At 61.0% G+C, this 16,820-nt stretch carries 13 protein-coding genes and 2 pseudogenes; 9 read left to right on the top strand and 6 right to left on the bottom strand.

Annotated elements, in window-relative coordinates:
- Nucleotides 1–137: 137 nt before the first annotated feature.
- On the top strand, nucleotides 138–920 hold the full coding sequence (gene otnI / locus BM430_RS25695; RefSeq protein WP_093570083.1) for a 2-oxo-tetronate isomerase: 783 nt from the start codon (nucleotides 138–140) through the stop codon (nucleotides 918–920).
- Nucleotides 917–2,185, top strand: coding sequence for a 3-oxo-tetronate kinase (otnK, locus tag BM430_RS25690; protein ID WP_093570082.1), 1,269 nt, complete (start codon nucleotides 917–919; stop codon nucleotides 2,183–2,185). Before otnI ends, otnK begins: the two co-directional genes overlap by 4 nt.
- Nucleotides 2,186–2,218: 33 nt before the next feature.
- On the opposite strand, the gene BM430_RS25685 is transcribed toward otnK, so the two are convergent.
- The 3 genes and pseudogenes from BM430_RS25685 to BM430_RS25675 all read right to left on the bottom strand — a co-directional run.
- On the bottom strand, nucleotides 2,219–2,536 hold the full coding sequence (locus tag BM430_RS25685) for a helix-turn-helix domain-containing protein (protein WP_093570081.1): 318 nt from the start codon (nucleotides 2,534–2,536) through the stop codon (nucleotides 2,219–2,221).
- Entirely contained in the window at nucleotides 2,533–2,919 is a 387-nt protein-coding gene (locus BM430_RS25680) for a type II toxin-antitoxin system RelE/ParE family toxin (protein ID WP_244539662.1), read from the bottom strand. Before BM430_RS25680 ends, BM430_RS25685 begins: the two co-directional genes overlap by 4 nt.
- Before the next feature lie 9 nt (nucleotides 2,920–2,928).
- Nucleotides 2,929–4,335: pseudogene (locus BM430_RS25675) on the bottom strand (ComEC/Rec2 family competence protein); the annotation flags it as partial.
- A gap of 237 nt (nucleotides 4,336–4,572) precedes the next feature.
- Between BM430_RS25675 and BM430_RS25670 the strand changes: the two are divergent.
- From BM430_RS25670 to BM430_RS34240, 7 genes are all read left to right on the top strand, one after another.
- Nucleotides 4,573–5,748 (top strand): hypothetical protein, encoded by a 1,176-nt coding sequence (locus BM430_RS25670; protein WP_143132131.1) that lies wholly within the window; start codon nucleotides 4,573–4,575, stop codon nucleotides 5,746–5,748.
- Between the two features lie 18 nt (nucleotides 5,749–5,766).
- On the top strand, nucleotides 5,767–7,425 hold the full coding sequence (locus BM430_RS25665; protein WP_093570078.1) for a VapE domain-containing protein: 1,659 nt from the start codon (nucleotides 5,767–5,769) through the stop codon (nucleotides 7,423–7,425).
- Nucleotides 7,426–7,746: 321 nt separating this feature from the next.
- Nucleotides 7,747–8,157 carry a hypothetical protein gene (locus tag BM430_RS25660; protein WP_093570077.1) on the top strand — a complete coding sequence of 137 codons (411 nt, stop codon included), beginning with the start codon at nucleotides 7,747–7,749 and terminating at the stop codon, nucleotides 8,155–8,157.
- Between the two features lie 118 nt (nucleotides 8,158–8,275).
- On the top strand, nucleotides 8,276–8,494 hold the full coding sequence (locus tag BM430_RS34245; protein ID WP_143132130.1) for a hypothetical protein: 219 nt from the start codon (nucleotides 8,276–8,278) through the stop codon (nucleotides 8,492–8,494).
- A gap of 754 nt (nucleotides 8,495–9,248) precedes the next feature.
- Complete coding sequence (locus BM430_RS25655; protein WP_177303173.1) at nucleotides 9,249–10,373, top strand: site-specific integrase; 1,125 nt, start codon at nucleotides 9,249–9,251, stop codon at nucleotides 10,371–10,373.
- An 85-nt stretch (nucleotides 10,374–10,458) separates the two neighbouring features.
- On the top strand, nucleotides 10,459–11,760 hold the full coding sequence (locus BM430_RS25650; protein ID WP_093570127.1) for an AAA family ATPase: 1,302 nt from the start codon (nucleotides 10,459–10,461) through the stop codon (nucleotides 11,758–11,760).
- Nucleotides 11,761–11,763: 3 nt separating this feature from the next.
- Nucleotides 11,764–12,561: an HNH endonuclease family protein gene (locus tag BM430_RS34240; RefSeq protein WP_143132129.1), complete on the top strand. Its 798-nt coding sequence runs from the start codon at nucleotides 11,764–11,766 to the stop codon at nucleotides 12,559–12,561.
- 540 nt (nucleotides 12,562–13,101) lie between these two features.
- Here BM430_RS34240 and BM430_RS34235 read toward each other — a convergent pair.
- The 3 genes and pseudogenes from BM430_RS34235 to BM430_RS25635 all read right to left on the bottom strand — a co-directional run.
- Entirely contained in the window at nucleotides 13,102–13,881 is a 780-nt protein-coding gene (locus BM430_RS34235; RefSeq protein WP_143132128.1) for a hypothetical protein, read from the bottom strand.
- Between the two features lie 176 nt (nucleotides 13,882–14,057).
- Nucleotides 14,058–15,737, bottom strand: coding sequence for a recombinase family protein (locus BM430_RS34230; RefSeq protein WP_143132127.1), 1,680 nt, complete (start codon nucleotides 15,735–15,737; stop codon nucleotides 14,058–14,060).
- Nucleotides 15,738–15,829: 92 nt separating this feature from the next.
- Nucleotides 15,830–16,702 (bottom strand): annotated as a pseudogene (locus BM430_RS25635) (DUF4131 domain-containing protein); the annotation flags it as partial.
- Nucleotides 16,703–16,820 lie beyond the last annotated feature (118 nt).

Raw genomic sequence — 16,820 nt, 5'->3', positions numbered from 1 at the left:
TGGTTATGGATCCCGGGTTCCGCTGCGCGGCCCCGGGATGACGCGGAGGGAAATTGCCACCGGATGGCTCCGGTAGTCCGGGGAATCAAATCCGCCAGGGCGCCGGCGCTGGCGCGCCGATCAAGGGAGGACCTTTCATGCCGCGCTTCGCCGCGAACCTGACCCTGATGTTCACCGAAGTCCCGTTCCTCGATCGCTTCGCGCAGGCCGCCGAGGCGGGGTTCGAGGCGGTCGAGTTCCTGTTTCCCTACGACCATCCGCCCGAGGCGATCGGCGAGCGCTTGACAGCGCACGGCCTGACCCAGGCCCTGTTCAACCTGCCCCCCGGCGACTGGGCCGCCGGCGAGCGCGGCCTCGCGGCCCTGCCCGACCGGTTCGAGGAGCTGAAGGGCGGCGTCGAGACGGCGCTCGGTTACGCCCACGCCACCGGCGTCAAGCGCCTCCACCTGATGGCCGGCATGGCCGACCGCAACGACCGGCGAGCGCAGGATTCCTACCGCCGCGCCGTCGCCTGGACGGCGGAGCGACTGGCTAGGGAAGGCCTCGACCTCGTCCTCGAGCCGATCAACGCCCGCAACATGCCGGGCTACTTCCTCAACGATTTCGGATACGCCGCCGACCTGATCCGCGAGCTGGCGCTGCCGAACCTGAAGCTCCAGTTCGACCTCTACCATTGCCAGATCCTGCACGGCGACGTGACCATGCGGTTGCGCGCGCTGATGCCGATCGTCGGCCACGTCCAGACCGCGAGCGTGCCGGAGCGGCACGAGCCCGGCAGCGGCGAGATGAACGACGCCTTCCTGTTCGCCGAGCTCGATCGGCTCGGCTATGACGGCTTCATCGGCTGCGAGTACAACCCGCGGGCCGGCACGCGCGAAGGGCTCGGCTGGTTCGCCCCCTACAAGGGAGCACGGACATGACCCTGGCGCTGGGCTGCATCGCCGACGACTATACCGGCGCCTCCGACCTCGCCAACACCCTGACCAAGGCTGGCCTGCGCACGGTGCAGACCATCGGGGTGCCGGCCGACGATCTCGCGCTGCCCGAGGTCGACGCCGTGGTGGTCTCGCTCAAGAGCCGCTCGATCCCCGCCGAGGAGGCGGTGGCGCGCTCGCGCGAGGCCGCGGCGTGGCTGAACGCCCGGGGCGCCGGCCACCTGCTGTTCAAGGTCTGCTCGACCTTCGATTCGACCGATGCCGGCAATATCGGCCCGGTGACGGACGCGTTGCGCGCGGATGCCGGCGAGGCGATCGCGCTGGTCACCCCGGCCTTCCCGGAGACGGCGCGCACGGTCTATCTCGGCCACCTCTTCGTCGGCGCGGTGCCGCTCGCGGAGAGCCCGCTGAAGGACCACCCGCTCAATCCGATGCGGGATTCGAACCTCGTGCGGGTGCTGGCGCGCCAGAGCCGGTCCGACGTCGGGCTGATCGACCTTTCCACCGTCGCGCAAGGCGCCGAGGCGGTGAGCGCCCGGCTCGACGCCCTCGCCCGGGAAGGCAAGGGTGCGGCCATCGCCGACGCGGTACTCGACCGCGACCTCGCGGTTCTGGGCGCCGCCGCCCTCACGCGAAAGATCTCGACCGGCGCCTCGGGCCTGGGCCTCGGCCTCGCCCGCGCGCTCGTCTCCTCGGGCCGGGTCGCGCCAGCGGCCGCGCAGGCCGACCTCGGCGGTCCGATCGGCGGCCCGGCGGCCTGCCTCGCCGGCAGCTGCTCGCAGGCGACGCTGGGCCAGATCGCCCGGGCCGAGGCCGCGATGCCGGTGCGCCGCCTCGATCCGGCGCGGCTGCTCGCCGGCGCGGACGAGGCCGGGGCGGCCCTCGCCTGGGCGATGGAGCGGATCGGCGACGGTCCGGTGCTGATCGCCAGCAGCGCCGGCCCGGAGGACGTGGCCGCCGTCCAGGCCCGATACGGCCGCGACGCCGCCGGCCACGCCATCGAGGCGGCGATGGCGCGGATCGCCGAGGGGCTGGTCGCCCACGGCGTGCGCCGCCTGGTGGTGGCGGGGGGCGAGACCTCCGGCGCCGTGGTCGACCGCCTCGGCCTGCCGGCCTTCCGCGTCGGCCCCGAGATCGCCGCCGGCGTGCCGGTCCTGCGCACCACCGAGCGGGACATGTGGCTGGCGTTGAAGTCGGGCAATTTCGGCGGGCCGGACTTCTTCGCCGATGCCCTGCGGCTGATGCCGTAGGGGCGTCACGCGACCTGACCGGGCTCCGTCCGGTCAGGTCGCGCGGGCCTCGGGGCGGCGGGGCTGCATCACCAGCCTGATCTCCAGGTCGCCGTCCAGCGTCTCCAGGATGGTCATCAGCCGGTCGAGGGTGAAGCGCCGCAGCTGCGCGTTGCGGATGCGGGAGAACTCGCTATGCGCCACCCCTGTCGCCGCCTCGGCGTCGCGGGTGGTGAGGCCGCGCGCGTCGAGCGTCCGGACGATCTGCGCGGCGACGAGAGCTCGCGCCTGTTCGAGATCGGGGTGCGGCCGCTTCAGGTCGCGATAGACGTTCCCGCTTCCGTGAACGAGTTCGAGATCGTCGTCGCTCATCGTAAGGCCTCTTGCACTCTCTTCAGACGCTCCTTGATCCGATCGACATCGACCTGAGGGGTCTTGATACCACTGGTCGATTTCTTCTGGAACGCGTCGATGACCCAGATCGCTTCACCGATTTGGACAGCGTAGATCGATCGGTAGGCATCGCCGCGGTGCCGGATCGCAATCTCGAAAACGCCTCCTCCGACACCTTTGAACGGCTTTGCCGCCGTAGGCATTGCACCGTCAGCCGCGAGGGTCAGCGCGTCGAGAATTTCATCCTGTACGGCAGCGGGAAACGCTTCGAACGCTTTCAGCGCTCCTTTTACCCACGAGATCGGCCGCGTATCGAGCATGAGAGCGACGATGACAAATTTGTCAACATGCCGCGAGGGCATATCGAGTCGTCACGGTTCACCCTGCCCCTCCGCGTCCTCCCCCTCGGGCGCGGCGGGCGGCGGAACCGGCAGCGGCGCTGCCTTCGGGACCGGCGCGACAACCACCGGCGGCGCGGGCGCCGCCACGACCGCCGCCGGTCGCCACGGCCGCGTCTCTCCCGGCCGCTTGGCGGTCTCGACCACCGGGCCGTCCGCGGTGAAGCGCAAGGTCGTGGACCCGTGCGCCGCCAGGAACCTCTTGTCGAGGATGTGCGAAGCGGCGCAGCCCGGCGGCGCCTCCAACCGGCTGACCACCACGGTCGCGCGGGCGCAATCCTCCGGAAAGGCGCGTTTGTCGCGCACGAGCGCCACGCTGACGCCCCGGGGTCCGTGGCCGACGCAGCCGAGCTTGTCGCAGCGGGAGCCGGCGGTGAGCCCGGGATCGTCGCGGGACCGGCCGTCGCCGTCGGCCTTGAGCCACTGCTCGAGCACGAAGGCTGGGGGCTTGCCCAAGACCACGAGGCGCCCGTCGGCCCCGCGCAGGGCCGCGCCGCCTCCTTCGCGGTCGACGTAGAGGTCGCGGCGCTCCGGCGCCGCCGCGAGTGCGAGGCCGAGGAGGCCGGGAGCGAGGCCGAGCCAGCGCAGGCTGGAGACCGGCAGCACCAGGAGCAGCAAGGCCACGCTCATCAGCCCGAGCGCCCCCGGGCCGAAGGCCGGCAGCACGACCGTCGCCCGGTCGAAGCCCTGGATCCAGGCCGAGATGTCGAGCATGCCGCGTACGGCCAGCCCCATCGCCCACCAGACCGGCCGGTCGAGGGCGAAGGGATAGGCCAGGATGCCGAGCACCGCCGCCGGCATCACCACCAGCGAGACGAGCGGCAGGGTCAGCGCGTTGCCGACGAGGCCGAAGGGCTGCACGGTCTGGAAATGGTAGGTGGCGAAGGGCGCGGTGGCGATCTGTGCCACGAGGGTGGTGGCCAGCGTGCCGATCACCGTGGCGAGGCACCAGGCGAGCGCCCGGGTGACCGGCCCGGCCCCCTCCGGGTTCCACAGCCGCCCGTCGATCACCTTCGCGCAGGCGACGAGCCCGGCCACCGCCCCGAACGACATCTGGAAGCTCGGGCCGAGCAACCCGTCCGGCTCGCGGGTGAGCGAGATCAGGGCGGCGAGCGCGAGGTTGCGCAGGCTGAGCGCCGGCCGGTCGACCAGGATCGCCCCTAACATCACCAGGGTCATCACCAGGGAGCGCTCGGCAGCGAGGTCCCAGCCCGAGAAGGCGCAGTAGGCGGTGACCCCGAGCATGGCGAGGCCGGCCGCGATCTTCTTGATCGGCCAGGAGAGGGCGAGCCCTGGCACCAGGGCGAGGAGCGCCCGGGCGAGCCAGAACACCACGCCGGCGGCCAGCACCATGTGCAACCCGGAGATCGACACCACGTAAGCGGGGAATGGCCGGCACCACTTGGAGTGCCGTTTCCGAGTAAGTTCCAAGGCTAAAAACGATGAAACCCCCAATGCGGTTACGCATCAGGGGTCTCACGTCGCTAGATCGGCGACTCGACACCAACGATTCTAGCAGCTTTGAAACCCTGTTCAACCCCCCTGGTATGAACCCACCGGGCCTAATCCCTAGGGGTAAAGGGCATTACTCGAAACGGCCAACCGATGAGGTTGGGCGTGGTCAAGATCAAGCGAGTTCTCGGTAGTCATCCCGGCCCTTCCGAGATTTTAGCGGAGAAGCTCGTCACATCGCACGAGCAGGAGCCGTCCGTATCCTACCTGCGCTGCCTTTTTCCGAGCGAGCGCGGGTATGATATCCTGCACCAGTCCAAGATCACCGATCACGGATTGTACACTGATTTCCGCGGTTTCGTGATCGGCTTCAAGCGGATGGCGATCTACCCGGATTACCAGCCCGTGAAGTCCATGACCTACGCTTGGACCCCGACTCTCTTCGAGGAGGCGGAGTACAAAGGTCGGCTCGGACACTGGCGCCGCGGTGAGCACGCGACCGGTGAACTGAGCCTGTTCTACGCCGACTGCGATAACAACAACGAGGCCGAACCCTGCATCACGCTCGACCAGATCGAGACGGCAATGAAGGAAATCGGCTGCGCCTACCTGCTCTACACCTCGTTCTCCCACACCGAGGCGAAGCACAAGGTCAGGATCGTGGCGCCGATCTCGCGGAACGTCTCGTACCGGGAGTGCTTCCGGCTGCACCTGTTCTTCAACGAACTAATGCACCGGCAACTCGACGCCTCGATCTACGACCCGGCCGACTACCTGTACGGGCCGGGTCCGAGCGCCGAGATCCGGATCAACACGAACGGGCTCGCGCTCGACGTGGACCGGATCCTTGCCGTGCCGCTGCCCGACTCAACGAGGGCAGCCCTGGATTCCTACGAGGCGAAGGCGGCGGCGCCGACCCGCGCCCTCTCCCCGGAAGAATCTCGCACCCTGCTGGTGGCCCTCAAGGCCACGGCACCCACCGTCTCGACAAGCCTCGGCGAGATCTCCATCCGCAACCCGAGGCTCTTCAACCCGGCGTGGATCAACGATCTCCACGCCTGCGCCAACGGAGGATCCCACCGCCAGACCCTCTACCAAGTTCTCACCAAGACATTTTTGAAGTCCCAATACGCCCTTTCCGCTTTCGACTTGTCCATGCTTCAGAATGATATGGACTCGGAGATGGGTTTCTATTGCAAACGCAAGTATGGGGCCAATGCTCTGGCTTCTGATGTTAAGTCGGTTCTGCGTTTCCGCGGCACTAACCCTTCGTACAAGTCAGAAGATGACTTCGGGACGGAGAGGACGCGCGCCCGGATGCTGACTAAGTACCGCCGCTAATCATCTAAGGACCTAAAAATGACCCTCACGATCGATACCACCGCCCAATTCGAGACGCTGTTGAGGCAGCACGCGGCCCGCGCCTTCGTGCGCAACGGGGAGCCCACGCCCCTGACCGAGGTCGAGTACGCCGACCTCATGGCCGCGGCCGATACCGCCCGCAGCGCCACGCCAGGCCAGTGGAACCGCCTGCGCGCGCTGCTGGTGAAGATCGGCGGCTTCGAGAAGGAGGCCGAGGCCCTGGCCGCCGCCAACAAGGCGCAGATCCACGGCTCCCTCGGCGCCTACCCTGATTCCCCCGCCGACCTCATCAGCCTGTGGACCGAGGCCAACCACTACGCGATCACCTACTCCGGCCTCTGGCACCTGCACGGGAGGCTGACCCGGCGCGACACCGACTACGTCGCCCGCGAGATCAAGCTGTTCGCCTCCGCCGTGAAGCTCTTCAACAAGGGCGATATCGAGAACGCCTTCTTCAATTGGGTCGAGAACGCCAAGGAGCGGATCCTGGCCGAGGCAAGCATCCGCCTCGCCTTCCAGTCCACCCTCGACCCCGGCCTGACGGAACTGCGCAAGTTCGTCGATCTGATCATCGGCGGCTCCGATGACCCCGACGAGTTGGAGGTGATCCGCTCCACCGCCGTCATCGCCTTCGCCAACTTCATCTATCGGGTGAAGAACCACTTGCGATACAACTTCAAGTCCAGCGCCCACCTGATGATCGTGCTCCAGGGCTGCCAGGGCGACGGCAAGTCCACGGCGATCGAGTGCCTCTGCGCCCCACTGGTCCAGATGTGGACCAAGGTCAGCCTCGAAGCCTTCAATAACAGCAGCATGGCCTACCAGTTCTCCGAAATGCCCATCATGGTGTTCGAGGAAATGGCCGGCGCATCGAAGACCGACATCGACGGCATGAAGGCGGTCATGACCGATCCCTTCAAGCTGCTGGACCAGAAATGGAAGATCGCGTCGGTCCGCCCGATCGTAGTCACCTTCATCGGCGCGTCGAACAACGACATCCGCAAGCTCCTGAAGGATGACACCGGCAACAGGCGCGTCATCCAGTTCAACAGCAAGTCCGTGACCCGCGAGAAACTCTTCGCGATCGACTTCGAGAAGATCTGGCGGTCCATCGACGAGGACGCGATCGAGCCGCCAATGTACTCCTCGCCCGAGGCCACCGCGCTGATCAACGGCACCCAGGAGACGCAGCGGGTCATCGCCGATGTCGAGAACTGGATTCTGGAGGGCGGCTCCGGGATCGTCTGGGGCTCGCCCATGAAGGACCGCGAAGCCTTCGACGCCTTCAAGATGTGGGCGGACAACGGCGGCGTGTCCGAGGCCAACCGCAAGTTCCTCGACAAGAAGCGCTTCGTCGCCGACATGCGCGAACTGAAGCAGCGCGGCCGGTTCGACATCGTCGAGAGCGAGCGCTCGCGCTACCTCCACTTCACCATCCAGCGCCCAGAGGATGACCAGCCCACCGCCCGCGAGGTGGCGAGCCGCGACCGCCTCAAGGCCGCCGTCGAGGCCAAGGCGAAGCTCCAGCGCACCGACGACGATGAGACGTGGCGCGAGGTCGAGCGGGAGACCGCCGAACTGATCCAGCAGGACAGCGCTCTCGCCCGCGCCATCCGAGTCCAGCGCCACGGCCGCGGCTGGGGTGAGGACGCGTAACGCCCATGGGTCGACCGGCGCCGCGCCTGCAGCTGCTGTGCGTGACGGACGTCGGTCGTCACCTGCCCGCCGAGGCGGCTTCGCCTTCACCACTTTTCACCACTGGTGAAGAGTTGGTGAAGCCCATTCACCACCAAAATCCCCCGGATCTTCAAGGCGTTAAGCCACTTGGTGAAGTTGGTGAAGTTTTTAAAGGATGGACTAAAAAAAGAGGAGAGAGGAAAAAAATAAGATAGAGAAAACCTTCACCACCCTCATTTTATTCACCAACTTCACCAGCCTACGGCGTGCCTTCGCCGGGGTCAAGGGAGCTTTTGTCTTATGCTCAGGAAGACTACGCCGTTCGATCAACTCGCCAACACCTTCTTCCACGACGCCAAGGACACGGTCCGCTACGCCTCGAATCTGCCCACCGCCGGATTCGAGGAGATGTGGCAGAGCGAAGTCGGCGTCTGGCTCGACCGCGCCGAGATGAAGGGCTGGCACGGGGACATGCACTACGCGCCCACCCGCCGCGAACGCATCCGCCTGCTGGACGCCCTCGGTCACTGGAACTTCGCCCTCATCCTTACCGCCTACGACGTGATGGTGCAGTGCGGTTCCGAGCAGACGCTCCTGCCCTGCTACGAGACGCTGATCACCGGATTCCTCGCCGAGGTTCGCGAGATCGACCGGAGCCTCAGCATCCTGCTCGCCAAGGTGATATCCTACCAGCCCGTGACCATAGACTAAAGATATCGACCTAACGTCATGCATTTGATAGATTTAATTAATTAACCCACCAAGTAATATTCCAGTGTACTTTGACATACATACCGCGACGACTGAAGAACTTGAGCACCTCCGCACCATGCTCTCCGCCGAGATCTCCGCCCGCAAAGCCCGCGACTATCAGCGCCGCTACCGTAAAGCTCAGCGTGAGGCTCTGAGGCAGGCAGGCATCGAACCGAAGAAAGGCGGCCCCAAGGGCCTCGGCCTCAGCGACGAGGAGATGAAGGTCCGCAAGCGCGAACAAGCACGCGAACGGGCACGCCGCTTTCGAGCAGCGCACAAGGAATCGACAGCATGACGACAGATAATTACAGAAAATAGGGCCTCATGATATACTTACCGTTCAGTGATATTAGTGTGAATCAGCGCAATCGCGTCGTCGTTAGCCTAAATCGTCACGACATAATTCGTCCTTTCATGCTTTCAAAGCATGCTGTCTTGACTACAAACGCCAAGGTTCATCTTCGGGACGTGACGCTCTACAGCGCAATTTTCCCGCGACTAATCAGAATAGAATTATTATCTGCCATGAACGCTAAGATTGAAGACACACAATCCTGTCTTAGCTTGCCGTCGCTACCTAAGGATCATTGGGCAAACCGCGATACCTACCGCGCCGAGAATCGCATCTTCAGTTGGTCCACCGTGCCGTGCTCTCGCGGGCGAGGCGGCTATATGAGTTCCTGCTACAGCAGCTTGCGGCGAAGGCGCTAATGCCTGTTTATTTGGAACTGAGCATATCATGAAGATCGTTAACCTTGGCATTGTGACGCTGGCTCTCGTCGCGTAGCTGTCGTTGCACGGTATTCCGGCGGTCGGCCGCGCGGCGGGCCTGCTCGGGCGTGAGCGGCGGCGTCGTGCCTGCGGCGGGCTTAGGGCGGCGTGGTGCGCCGGGCAGCCGTGGCTCGCCCGCCCCTTCTGCGAACTCGAAGTATCTCATGCGGGTATTTAGCCGACCGCGGGGCATCCACAGGCTCATGAATGGGCTCCGTGGACGGCGAATCCTGGCTTCCAATAATGTAATCGTATCGGAAGCCAGCGAGGCGGTGACTATGGGCGATGCGTTCGATGGCGCTGTCTGCGAGATCGATTCTCAGGGCAGGGCGCGATTCCGCTGCCTCCCGGTGCAGCGCCTCCCAGCGCCATATCTGGGTGCAACGACCGGGCGCGATCTGATAGCCCCTCGGCGCCGGATCACCGAGCACCACCCGGATGTTCTTGTCGCCACAGCCGGCGGTGTGCCCGGCACCCCGGACGACATTACGGCGCTAACGGACCGCGCCAAAATCTTCGCCGCGGGGGCGCGGGCGGTAGCAACGCGCCGGGCATACGCGTCAGACCTCATACATTTCGAGAACTGGTGTCGGCGGGCCGGGCTCGCCGCGCTCCCGGCCGAGCCTTACACACTCGCTGCCTACCTCACCGCTTACGCCGAAAGCCTAGCGGTAAGTACCATGGGCCGTCGTCTCAGCGCCATCGCCGTCGCTCACCGGGAGGCGGGCTACGCATTGGACCTGCGGCACCGGGTCGTCCGAGACACATGGCAGGGAATCCGACGCGCCAAAGGCACGGCCCCGCGAAGCGCCGCGGCGCTAACGTTGCCGCTGCTCAAGCGCCTGATCGATACCTGCGACGGCGGCAACCTCGAAGACCTGCGTGACAGGGCGCTGCTCGCCGTGGGTTTCGCGGGCGCCTTCCGCCGCTCCGAACTCTGCGCCCTTGCTCTGACCGACGTGGTCCCCTCTCCCGAGGGGCTAGTGATTCGGGTCGCACGCAGCAAAACCGATCAGCTTGGTGAAGGGGAACTCGTTCCGGTTGGACGCACTGGTTCGCCGTACTGCCCAGCGGCGGCGTTCGCGGCGTGGACGGCTGCGGCTGGGCTGCAAGACGGGCGTGTGTTCCGCTCGATCAATCGCCACGGCAGGATAGGGCTGGGGCTATCGACGCGAGCCGTGGCCCAGATTGTGAAGGATCGCGCCGAGCTCGCCGGGCTTGATGCAAAGGCTTTCAGCGGCCACTCCCTGCGTGCAGGATTTGCCACATCTGCGGCCAAGAGCCGAGTTGAGGAGCGTGAGATTATGAAGCACACTAGACATAAGTCAGTCAGCACTTTTAGGAGATATGTTAGATTTGCTGATATATGGGAGCGTAATCTTGTTGTAGAAATTGGGCTGTAAATTTCTATAAAGCCCAGACATGCGGATGGATATCTCACTGCAATATTCATGTCTAGTGGCAGCCTATTAAACGAGAGATAAACCTATGCATCTCACCAAACTGACAATTGAAAACGTAAGATCCATTACAAAGTTCGAATACTCAGTAAGTCCAAACGAGGCGCCCGGTTGGCACGTAATTTTGGGCGATAATGGATCAGGAAAATCTAGTGTTATAAGATCGATCGCTCTGCTGTTCTCAGGTGGAAAACACGTAAGCGCTACTCGCCAGACTTGGAACGAATGGCTAAGATCAGGCACGAACGAAGCAACCATATCAGCAACTCTCAATAAAGATGATGAAGATCAATTTAAGATACAGGGACCTCGCGTCAAATCATTTTCGGCGTCAATTTCGCTGAACTCGACCTCTGATCAACTTGGTCGTAGCAACACAGAAATAAGTTTCCCTGGTAAGCAGACTACGACAAAGAGAACCATCTGGTCGCCCGCGGTTGGTTGGTTCAGCGCATCCTTTGGACCTTTTCGACGCTTTTCCGGCGGAGACCGTGATTGGGAACGGCTTTTTTTGTCTTCCGAATACAGGCGAGCAGCCGGCCATTTGTCCGCATTCGGCGAGGATGTTGCACTCACCGAAGCATTCCGCTGGTTACAGCAACTTCACATTGCCTCATTAGAGAAGCAACATTCTCAAAGCGAGCAGATACGAGACCTAGTTCGCGATTTTGTTAATAATTCAGAGTTACTTCCGCACGGAGCGAAGATCTCTGAGATTACTTCTCAGAATGTAACATTAAAAGACGGCGACGGCAACATAGTTCTTTTGGAACAAATGAGCGATGGATATAGATCTATTTTGAGCTTAACCTTTGAACTACTCCGCCAGATGTTTGAAGTTTACGGAAATGAGATAATGATCAGTAATATAGACTCCGCATCCTCAATCGTATCTGTTCCGGGCGTAGTTGCCATTGATGAGGTTGATGCTCATCTCCACCCCACTTGGCAAGCAAGAATCGGCGACTGGTTTCTTGCGAAATTCCCAAAGATACAATTCATTGTAACTACCCATAGTCCGATTATATGCCGAGCGGCAAAGAAGGGGTCAATCTGGAAAATGCCAACGCCGGGCGGCGGAGGCGAAGCATTTCGTGTAACTGGAGTCGAGGAAGAACGGCTCATATCGGGCAATATCCTTGAAGCATATTCTACAGATTTCTTCGGTAAAGATATCGAAAGGTCGGCCGATAGTGAGGCAAATCTCGCCAGACTATCAAAGCTGGCAAAACGAAAGGCGACGGGCAAAATCACGAAAGAGGAAGAGACTGAACTAGAAAGCATTCGAGCCGCCATGCCGACCGAGCAACTGACGATTGAGCAGGAGTGAAAATTGTACCGCCTGCCAGATTACAAACTCCCGGATAATGAAAATGTGCAACTCTATGCATTACAAGATATCATCAATCAAAAGGACGGGTATCCAGCGCAAGTTGCAGCGGCTAAGCAAAATTTCGATCGTAAGCCAGCCAGTCTTTTTGGCAGGATACGCGACCATTTGGAGATACTTTCAGGCCATTTAGTTAGATGTTCCTACTGTGAAGATTCATGCGCCGATGAAGTAGAGCACGTTCGACCAAAAGATTATTATCCAGCCGTGACTTTTCATTGGGAAAATTATCTTTTCGCATGCGGGCCATGTAACGGGGGCAAAAGAAACAAGTACCCCTTAATTGTTGACGGGCAAAAAATTGATCTATCACAGCATAGAAAGCAAAATGGGATTGTTCCGCCGCCTGATGGGATTGAAATGTTTATAGATCCTCGTACGGAAGAGGCAATGGACCATATTTGGCTTGACATAATTGGTGGAACTTTTCGCTTTGATCCACTCAATGAAGATGATCAACTATCGTATGATCGTGCCGATTCTACCATAACTATATTGCGCCTCAACAGAGAAGTTCTAACTAGAGCACGAAAAAATGCGTTCACTGGCTACATTGATAGACTTGCGCAATATGCTCGCAGGAAAAAGGAGGACGGTCCTGATGATGAACTAAGGAGCCGTCAGAAGGATATTGCCATCTCACCGCATAGAACTGTATGGCTTGAGATAAAAAGACAGAAAAATCTTATACCGATAGCGAAAGTATTGTTTGAAGAGGCGCCGGAAACTCTTGACCTTTGATGACGTCAAGCTTTGGAGGCTCGCCTCCCATTTTGTCCGAACTGCCGGTCGGAGAGTGGGACTACAATGTCAGGCCCCGAGCGGCTGGCTCCTGGCGAGTTGCGGGAGGGCGCCTAACGCCCATGAGCTGCAGACGTCGACGCCTTCAGGTGTAGTGCGTGACCAATCGGTTTGTCGTCTTGGACCGGCTCGATCCGATTCGGCCTCGTCGCACCAATCGTATAGCACGAAGGAATCCGACCAAAGCACCAGGTGCGTCTGCGTACGGGTGCGTTCCGCCGGCAGCGCGCCTCCGTCGCGAACCACGGCCTCCGTACGGCACTGGCCTTTAGCTCGACGATCGCCTCACGGTTGCGGTGCACTCGGTGCTTGGCTGGCGGCGCCATGGACCCTGTGAACTGCCCTCGTGACGATCGGCTGCCAGGCCCCGTCTCTCCCACCGCCGTTGCCACGATCATCACGGCCTGCCGCGTCTTCGCTGCTGCCGTGACGGTCTGTTGGTAGCTCACCGTGGCGGTGTAAGTCAGCTACACGTAATATTCATCGCTTGTAGGGCGGCCCTGTATCCTCGATGAATTTGTATCTTTGCCAGTACCTTGTCACCCTGTGCAAGCCGTCTCTATCAAGCAACTCCCGAAGCGCCTCAATATCGGCCTTTCCCGCATTCTTCATCTCGTCGCTGTAGCGAAAAGTCATACGCGGCCGCAACCCGCCACCTATCCTCGAAGCAAAATATCCAGTCTTATCGATTTGATATCCGACAAAAAAAGCAGGATTTTTGCTATCTTGATCAAGTTTTATGGCGAATGCTCTTATCTCATTTGCAATAATGCAATAACGCTTGAATGATGTTCTGTCCCAAATTGATCTTGTTCTCGCGTTAATTTGTTGGCTGAAATCGATGCCCGGCTTTGGCTTTAATGGGTACCGAGCGGTCTCCGTTATCATTTTGTTGAGCGTCGAAAGGTCAGGTCCATATACGTCAGCAAATGGAAACTCGATCTCTCCTGCGAGTGCGTGCAGCCGATGGCCGTATTTTCGCTCGGATAGAAAGTTGAAGAACTCTTCGCTGCATCCCCTACATGCTTTGGCCAATCCAGCCTTCAGGTACATCTCCGTTGCATAAGACAACAGCAACATGGAAGCTCTCGGCATGCCGGTCAATTTCGGCCAGTCCATATGCTTCTTGAGTAAATCTATATTTTTCTGGCGTTTCAAATTTCGCCGATAGACACTCCATGCGGCTCGCATAGTTCTTGCCGATGCAAGCAGACCATCTCCCTCTTCAATCCAATTCTGAGGATCGAATACACCTCGCATGCCTGTGGTTAATCTTTCCATAAATTACTTCCACTTGCGCTAAGGATCACGGTCGGGGCGCAAACTAGACCGTCTCGTAGCCCATTGCCACCACGAGGGGCGCTCCATTGAATATGCTGTATTCACACTAAATGTCCGCAATCCTCTCTCACAAGCTTGCCACGGCGCATTTCTTGTTAATCCTTCTTGCTCTTTGAAGGACGTCGTCGATCGGCAAACAATCCAAAAAAACTATAGGCTGATGGAAACTTCCTTCCGTCTTTGAGATAGAATCCGTCACGGTATAGATAGGATTCCCCGTTCTCCGTCGTGATTGCAACGTGCCCGTCTGGATAGAAGACCATAGATTGAAATGTATCCCGTATTATTTGGCGAATCCTAGATCTTGCCGCGAAAATTTCAGCCTCCGGGGCGTCATTACCTTGCAAGTCTAGCATTTTAGAGAGAGCTACCTCACGTTCCTCAATACGATCAGCAGCGCGAAGCTTTTCCAGTCGTATCTCGATGAGATGAATATCATTCTCTACCGCTGATAATGAACGGTCTATTTCGGCAAGGCGGCGCAGTGCAAAGCGATTGCCCTGGCCCAATTCATTGACAATGTTTTCACCTTGCACTTGAAGTGAATCCCGCTCTCCCAATTTAATTCGAATTCGGCTTTCCAGGTTGCTCAATTCGCTGGGCTCTGAGCGTTGAGGTGCCAGAAATACAGCGCTGCTGAGCACTACGTCCTCAGTGGCTTGGTATGGATACCGATAGTGATTTGAGCATTGTCCTGCGCGCTCGGACGAACACCTTAGTATAGGTCGCGATCGTGGGCCTCTGTCTCTGTAATTCATCGGCGAGCCGCAAACGCCGCAGGTTGCAAGTCCCCCGAACAGATTGCTAATAACGGTTCCTTGCCTACCGCCGCTGTTTCCGCCATGCCGTCGCATGCGCTCTGTGGCAATTCTGCGAGCACTAAACCATAGTTCATCATCCACTACCGCAGGAAAATAATTTGGTATTGGATCCCCGATCGGAATCCGTTTGGAGATGCGCTTCCCGTCACGTTCTTCAAATACAAGCTTGTGCGGCTGAAAATAACCTCTCAGCGCTTCGCTGTCGGTTATTTTCTGAACGGTGCCACCGTGCCATCCACGTCCATGACCCCAACACGGAACTCCTTCTTGATTTAGGCGCATGGCAATCTTATCCCGCCCGATGCCGTCCGCGAGTTCTCGAAGTATTCTGCGCACAACATCGACTCGTTCAGGTATCGGTTCGAACAAACTGCCGTTTAGGTGCAGCCAGGCGGGCGCACGTGCCGTGAGCTTACGTTCACCGATGTTTTGCCTTTTATTATCCCAGGTCGATCTCAAGCGCTTTGATTTTAGGTCCGACTCTTCGAATGACCTCATCATGTGCACGATCGATATAAGAAACTGAGTTGGATCTGCTCCACGCCGATATATCTGCTCGTCCATCAATGTAACAACGATTATCTCTCGATTTATCAGGGAAAGCAAAAGCTCAAGCGCTTCGTTAACTTGGGCTCTACTCAACCGATCTAACGATTCGACAAGAAGATAGCTACCAGCCGCGATCTTTCCGGCCTCGACCATCGCTCTGAAGGCTGCGAGCTTGCCCGTGCCGCCTCGTGCGATGTTCGCAGCCGTATAAGCGGACACGCCGATGTCGTGCAGCGTGAGGCTTGTATCGAGCCTGAGGTGGGGATTCTTCTTAAGGTAGGCGTCACGGAGCGCTACCTGGCGGCGGAATCCGTCTTTGTAAGCCTTCTGATCGGCCTTGTTGGCTTGGCGGGCCGATGAGAGCCGGAGGTATGAGTAGGCAGTTGCAGGCGCGGGCGCTGTCATGGTTGACCGGATCTTTACCGAGGCTCATAGTCGCATGCAGGTGAGCACAGAGCGCTCACCAGTTCGTCAATCTGCCGGCTATTCCTCACCATCGTTACGACGTGATAGATTCCGGCCGCCCGGAGGGTGTCGTTGGTCGGCTGGTCGATGAGGCCGCGCTTGCCGGTGACGAGGGCCGCCGCGACGGCACCGGGCTGGCCACCATTGGATTCGGCGATGCGGCGGGTGAGCGCGTTGCGGGCCTCGTCGAGGCCGGCGGCGAGGCGCAAGGCGAGCGGCGCGGGCTCGGGCGGCGGCTTGACGGCGGCCTGGCCGAGGAGCGAGCCGACGGCGCCGATGCCGCGAAAATACGCGTCGCGGGAGAAATCGTAGCCGCCGGGCCGGGCCGGCTCCGGCGGGGGGAGCAGGCGCGCCTTGGCCTCGACGTAGTCGCCGGGCTTGAGGTTGTCGGCGCGGCGGTACGAGACCCTTACCCGGGCCGGGCGCTCGGAGGCGGGCATCTCGCCGAGCCGCAGGACCCGCACCACGAGCCGCGCGCCCTCCTCCCGCTCCTCCAGCGCCTCGACGAAGCCGTGGAGCGGCGCGATCACCGTGCGGGCGAGGACCGGCGCGGCGACGCTGGCGGTGCGGTAGGCGGCGGCGGAAAAGCCGAAGAACACGAAGGCGGCGGCGAGCAGCAGGGCCGGCGCCACCGCCCGGGCGCGCAGGCCGAAGGCGGCCCCGGCGAGCGCGATGCCGCAGCCGAGCGGCGCGGCGAGCACGGCCGGGCCGTCCGCCACGGTGAGGAACAGGAGGGCCCCAGCCCCGAAGGCCACCGCCAGCCAGGGAAACAGCCGGCGCTGCGCGGCCTCCAGGGCGAGCCCGGCGGAGAACCAGCCGCCCAAAGCCGGCAGCAGCAGCACGGGCGCCGGCAGCGCGCGCAGCCGGCGCGCCGCCAAACCCGTTCCTGCCCCCGGCCCCGCCATCCCGCGTCCCGACCCGACGAGGCTGCGCCCAACCGCCGCTGATCCCGCCGTGACGGGACGGTCCGGAAGACGGTTTCTTAACGGCTCGTCCCGCGCATGCTACAGGACCCGGCGCCGG

The sequence above is a fragment of the Methylobacterium sp. 174MFSha1.1 genome (assembly GCF_900116815.1).
Taxonomy (GTDB): Bacteria; Pseudomonadota; Alphaproteobacteria; order Rhizobiales; family Beijerinckiaceae; genus Methylobacterium.
This window is presented reverse-complemented; position numbering and strand designations above follow the sequence as displayed.

Bases quoted from the DNA above. Each gene is read 5' to 3' on its own strand.
- BM430_RS25650 (WP_093570127.1), top strand. From the start codon at position 10,459: ATGCATCTCACCAAACTGACAATTGAAAACGTAAGATCCATTACAAAG.
- BM430_RS34230 (WP_143132127.1), bottom strand. From the start codon at position 15,737: ATGACAGCGCCCGCGCCTGCAACTGCCTACTCATACCTCCGGCTCTCA.
- BM430_RS34245 (WP_143132130.1), top strand. From the start codon at position 8,276: ATGCTCTCCGCCGAGATCTCCGCCCGCAAAGCCCGCGACTATCAGCGC.
- BM430_RS25655 (WP_177303173.1), top strand. From the start codon at position 9,249: ATGGGCGATGCGTTCGATGGCGCTGTCTGCGAGATCGATTCTCAGGGC.
- BM430_RS34235 (WP_143132128.1), bottom strand. From the start codon at position 13,881: ATGCGAGGTGTATTCGATCCTCAGAATTGGATTGAAGAGGGAGATGGT.
- otnI (WP_093570083.1), top strand. From the start codon at position 138: ATGCCGCGCTTCGCCGCGAACCTGACCCTGATGTTCACCGAAGTCCCG.
- BM430_RS25665 (WP_093570078.1), top strand. From the start codon at position 5,767: ATGACCCTCACGATCGATACCACCGCCCAATTCGAGACGCTGTTGAGG.
- otnK (WP_093570082.1), top strand. From the start codon at position 917: ATGACCCTGGCGCTGGGCTGCATCGCCGACGACTATACCGGCGCCTCC.
- BM430_RS25680 (WP_244539662.1), bottom strand. From the start codon at position 2,919: ATGCCCTCGCGGCATGTTGACAAATTTGTCATCGTCGCTCTCATGCTC.
- BM430_RS25660 (WP_093570077.1), top strand. From the start codon at position 7,747: ATGCTCAGGAAGACTACGCCGTTCGATCAACTCGCCAACACCTTCTTC.
- BM430_RS25685 (WP_093570081.1), bottom strand. From the start codon at position 2,536: ATGAGCGACGACGATCTCGAACTCGTTCACGGAAGCGGGAACGTCTAT.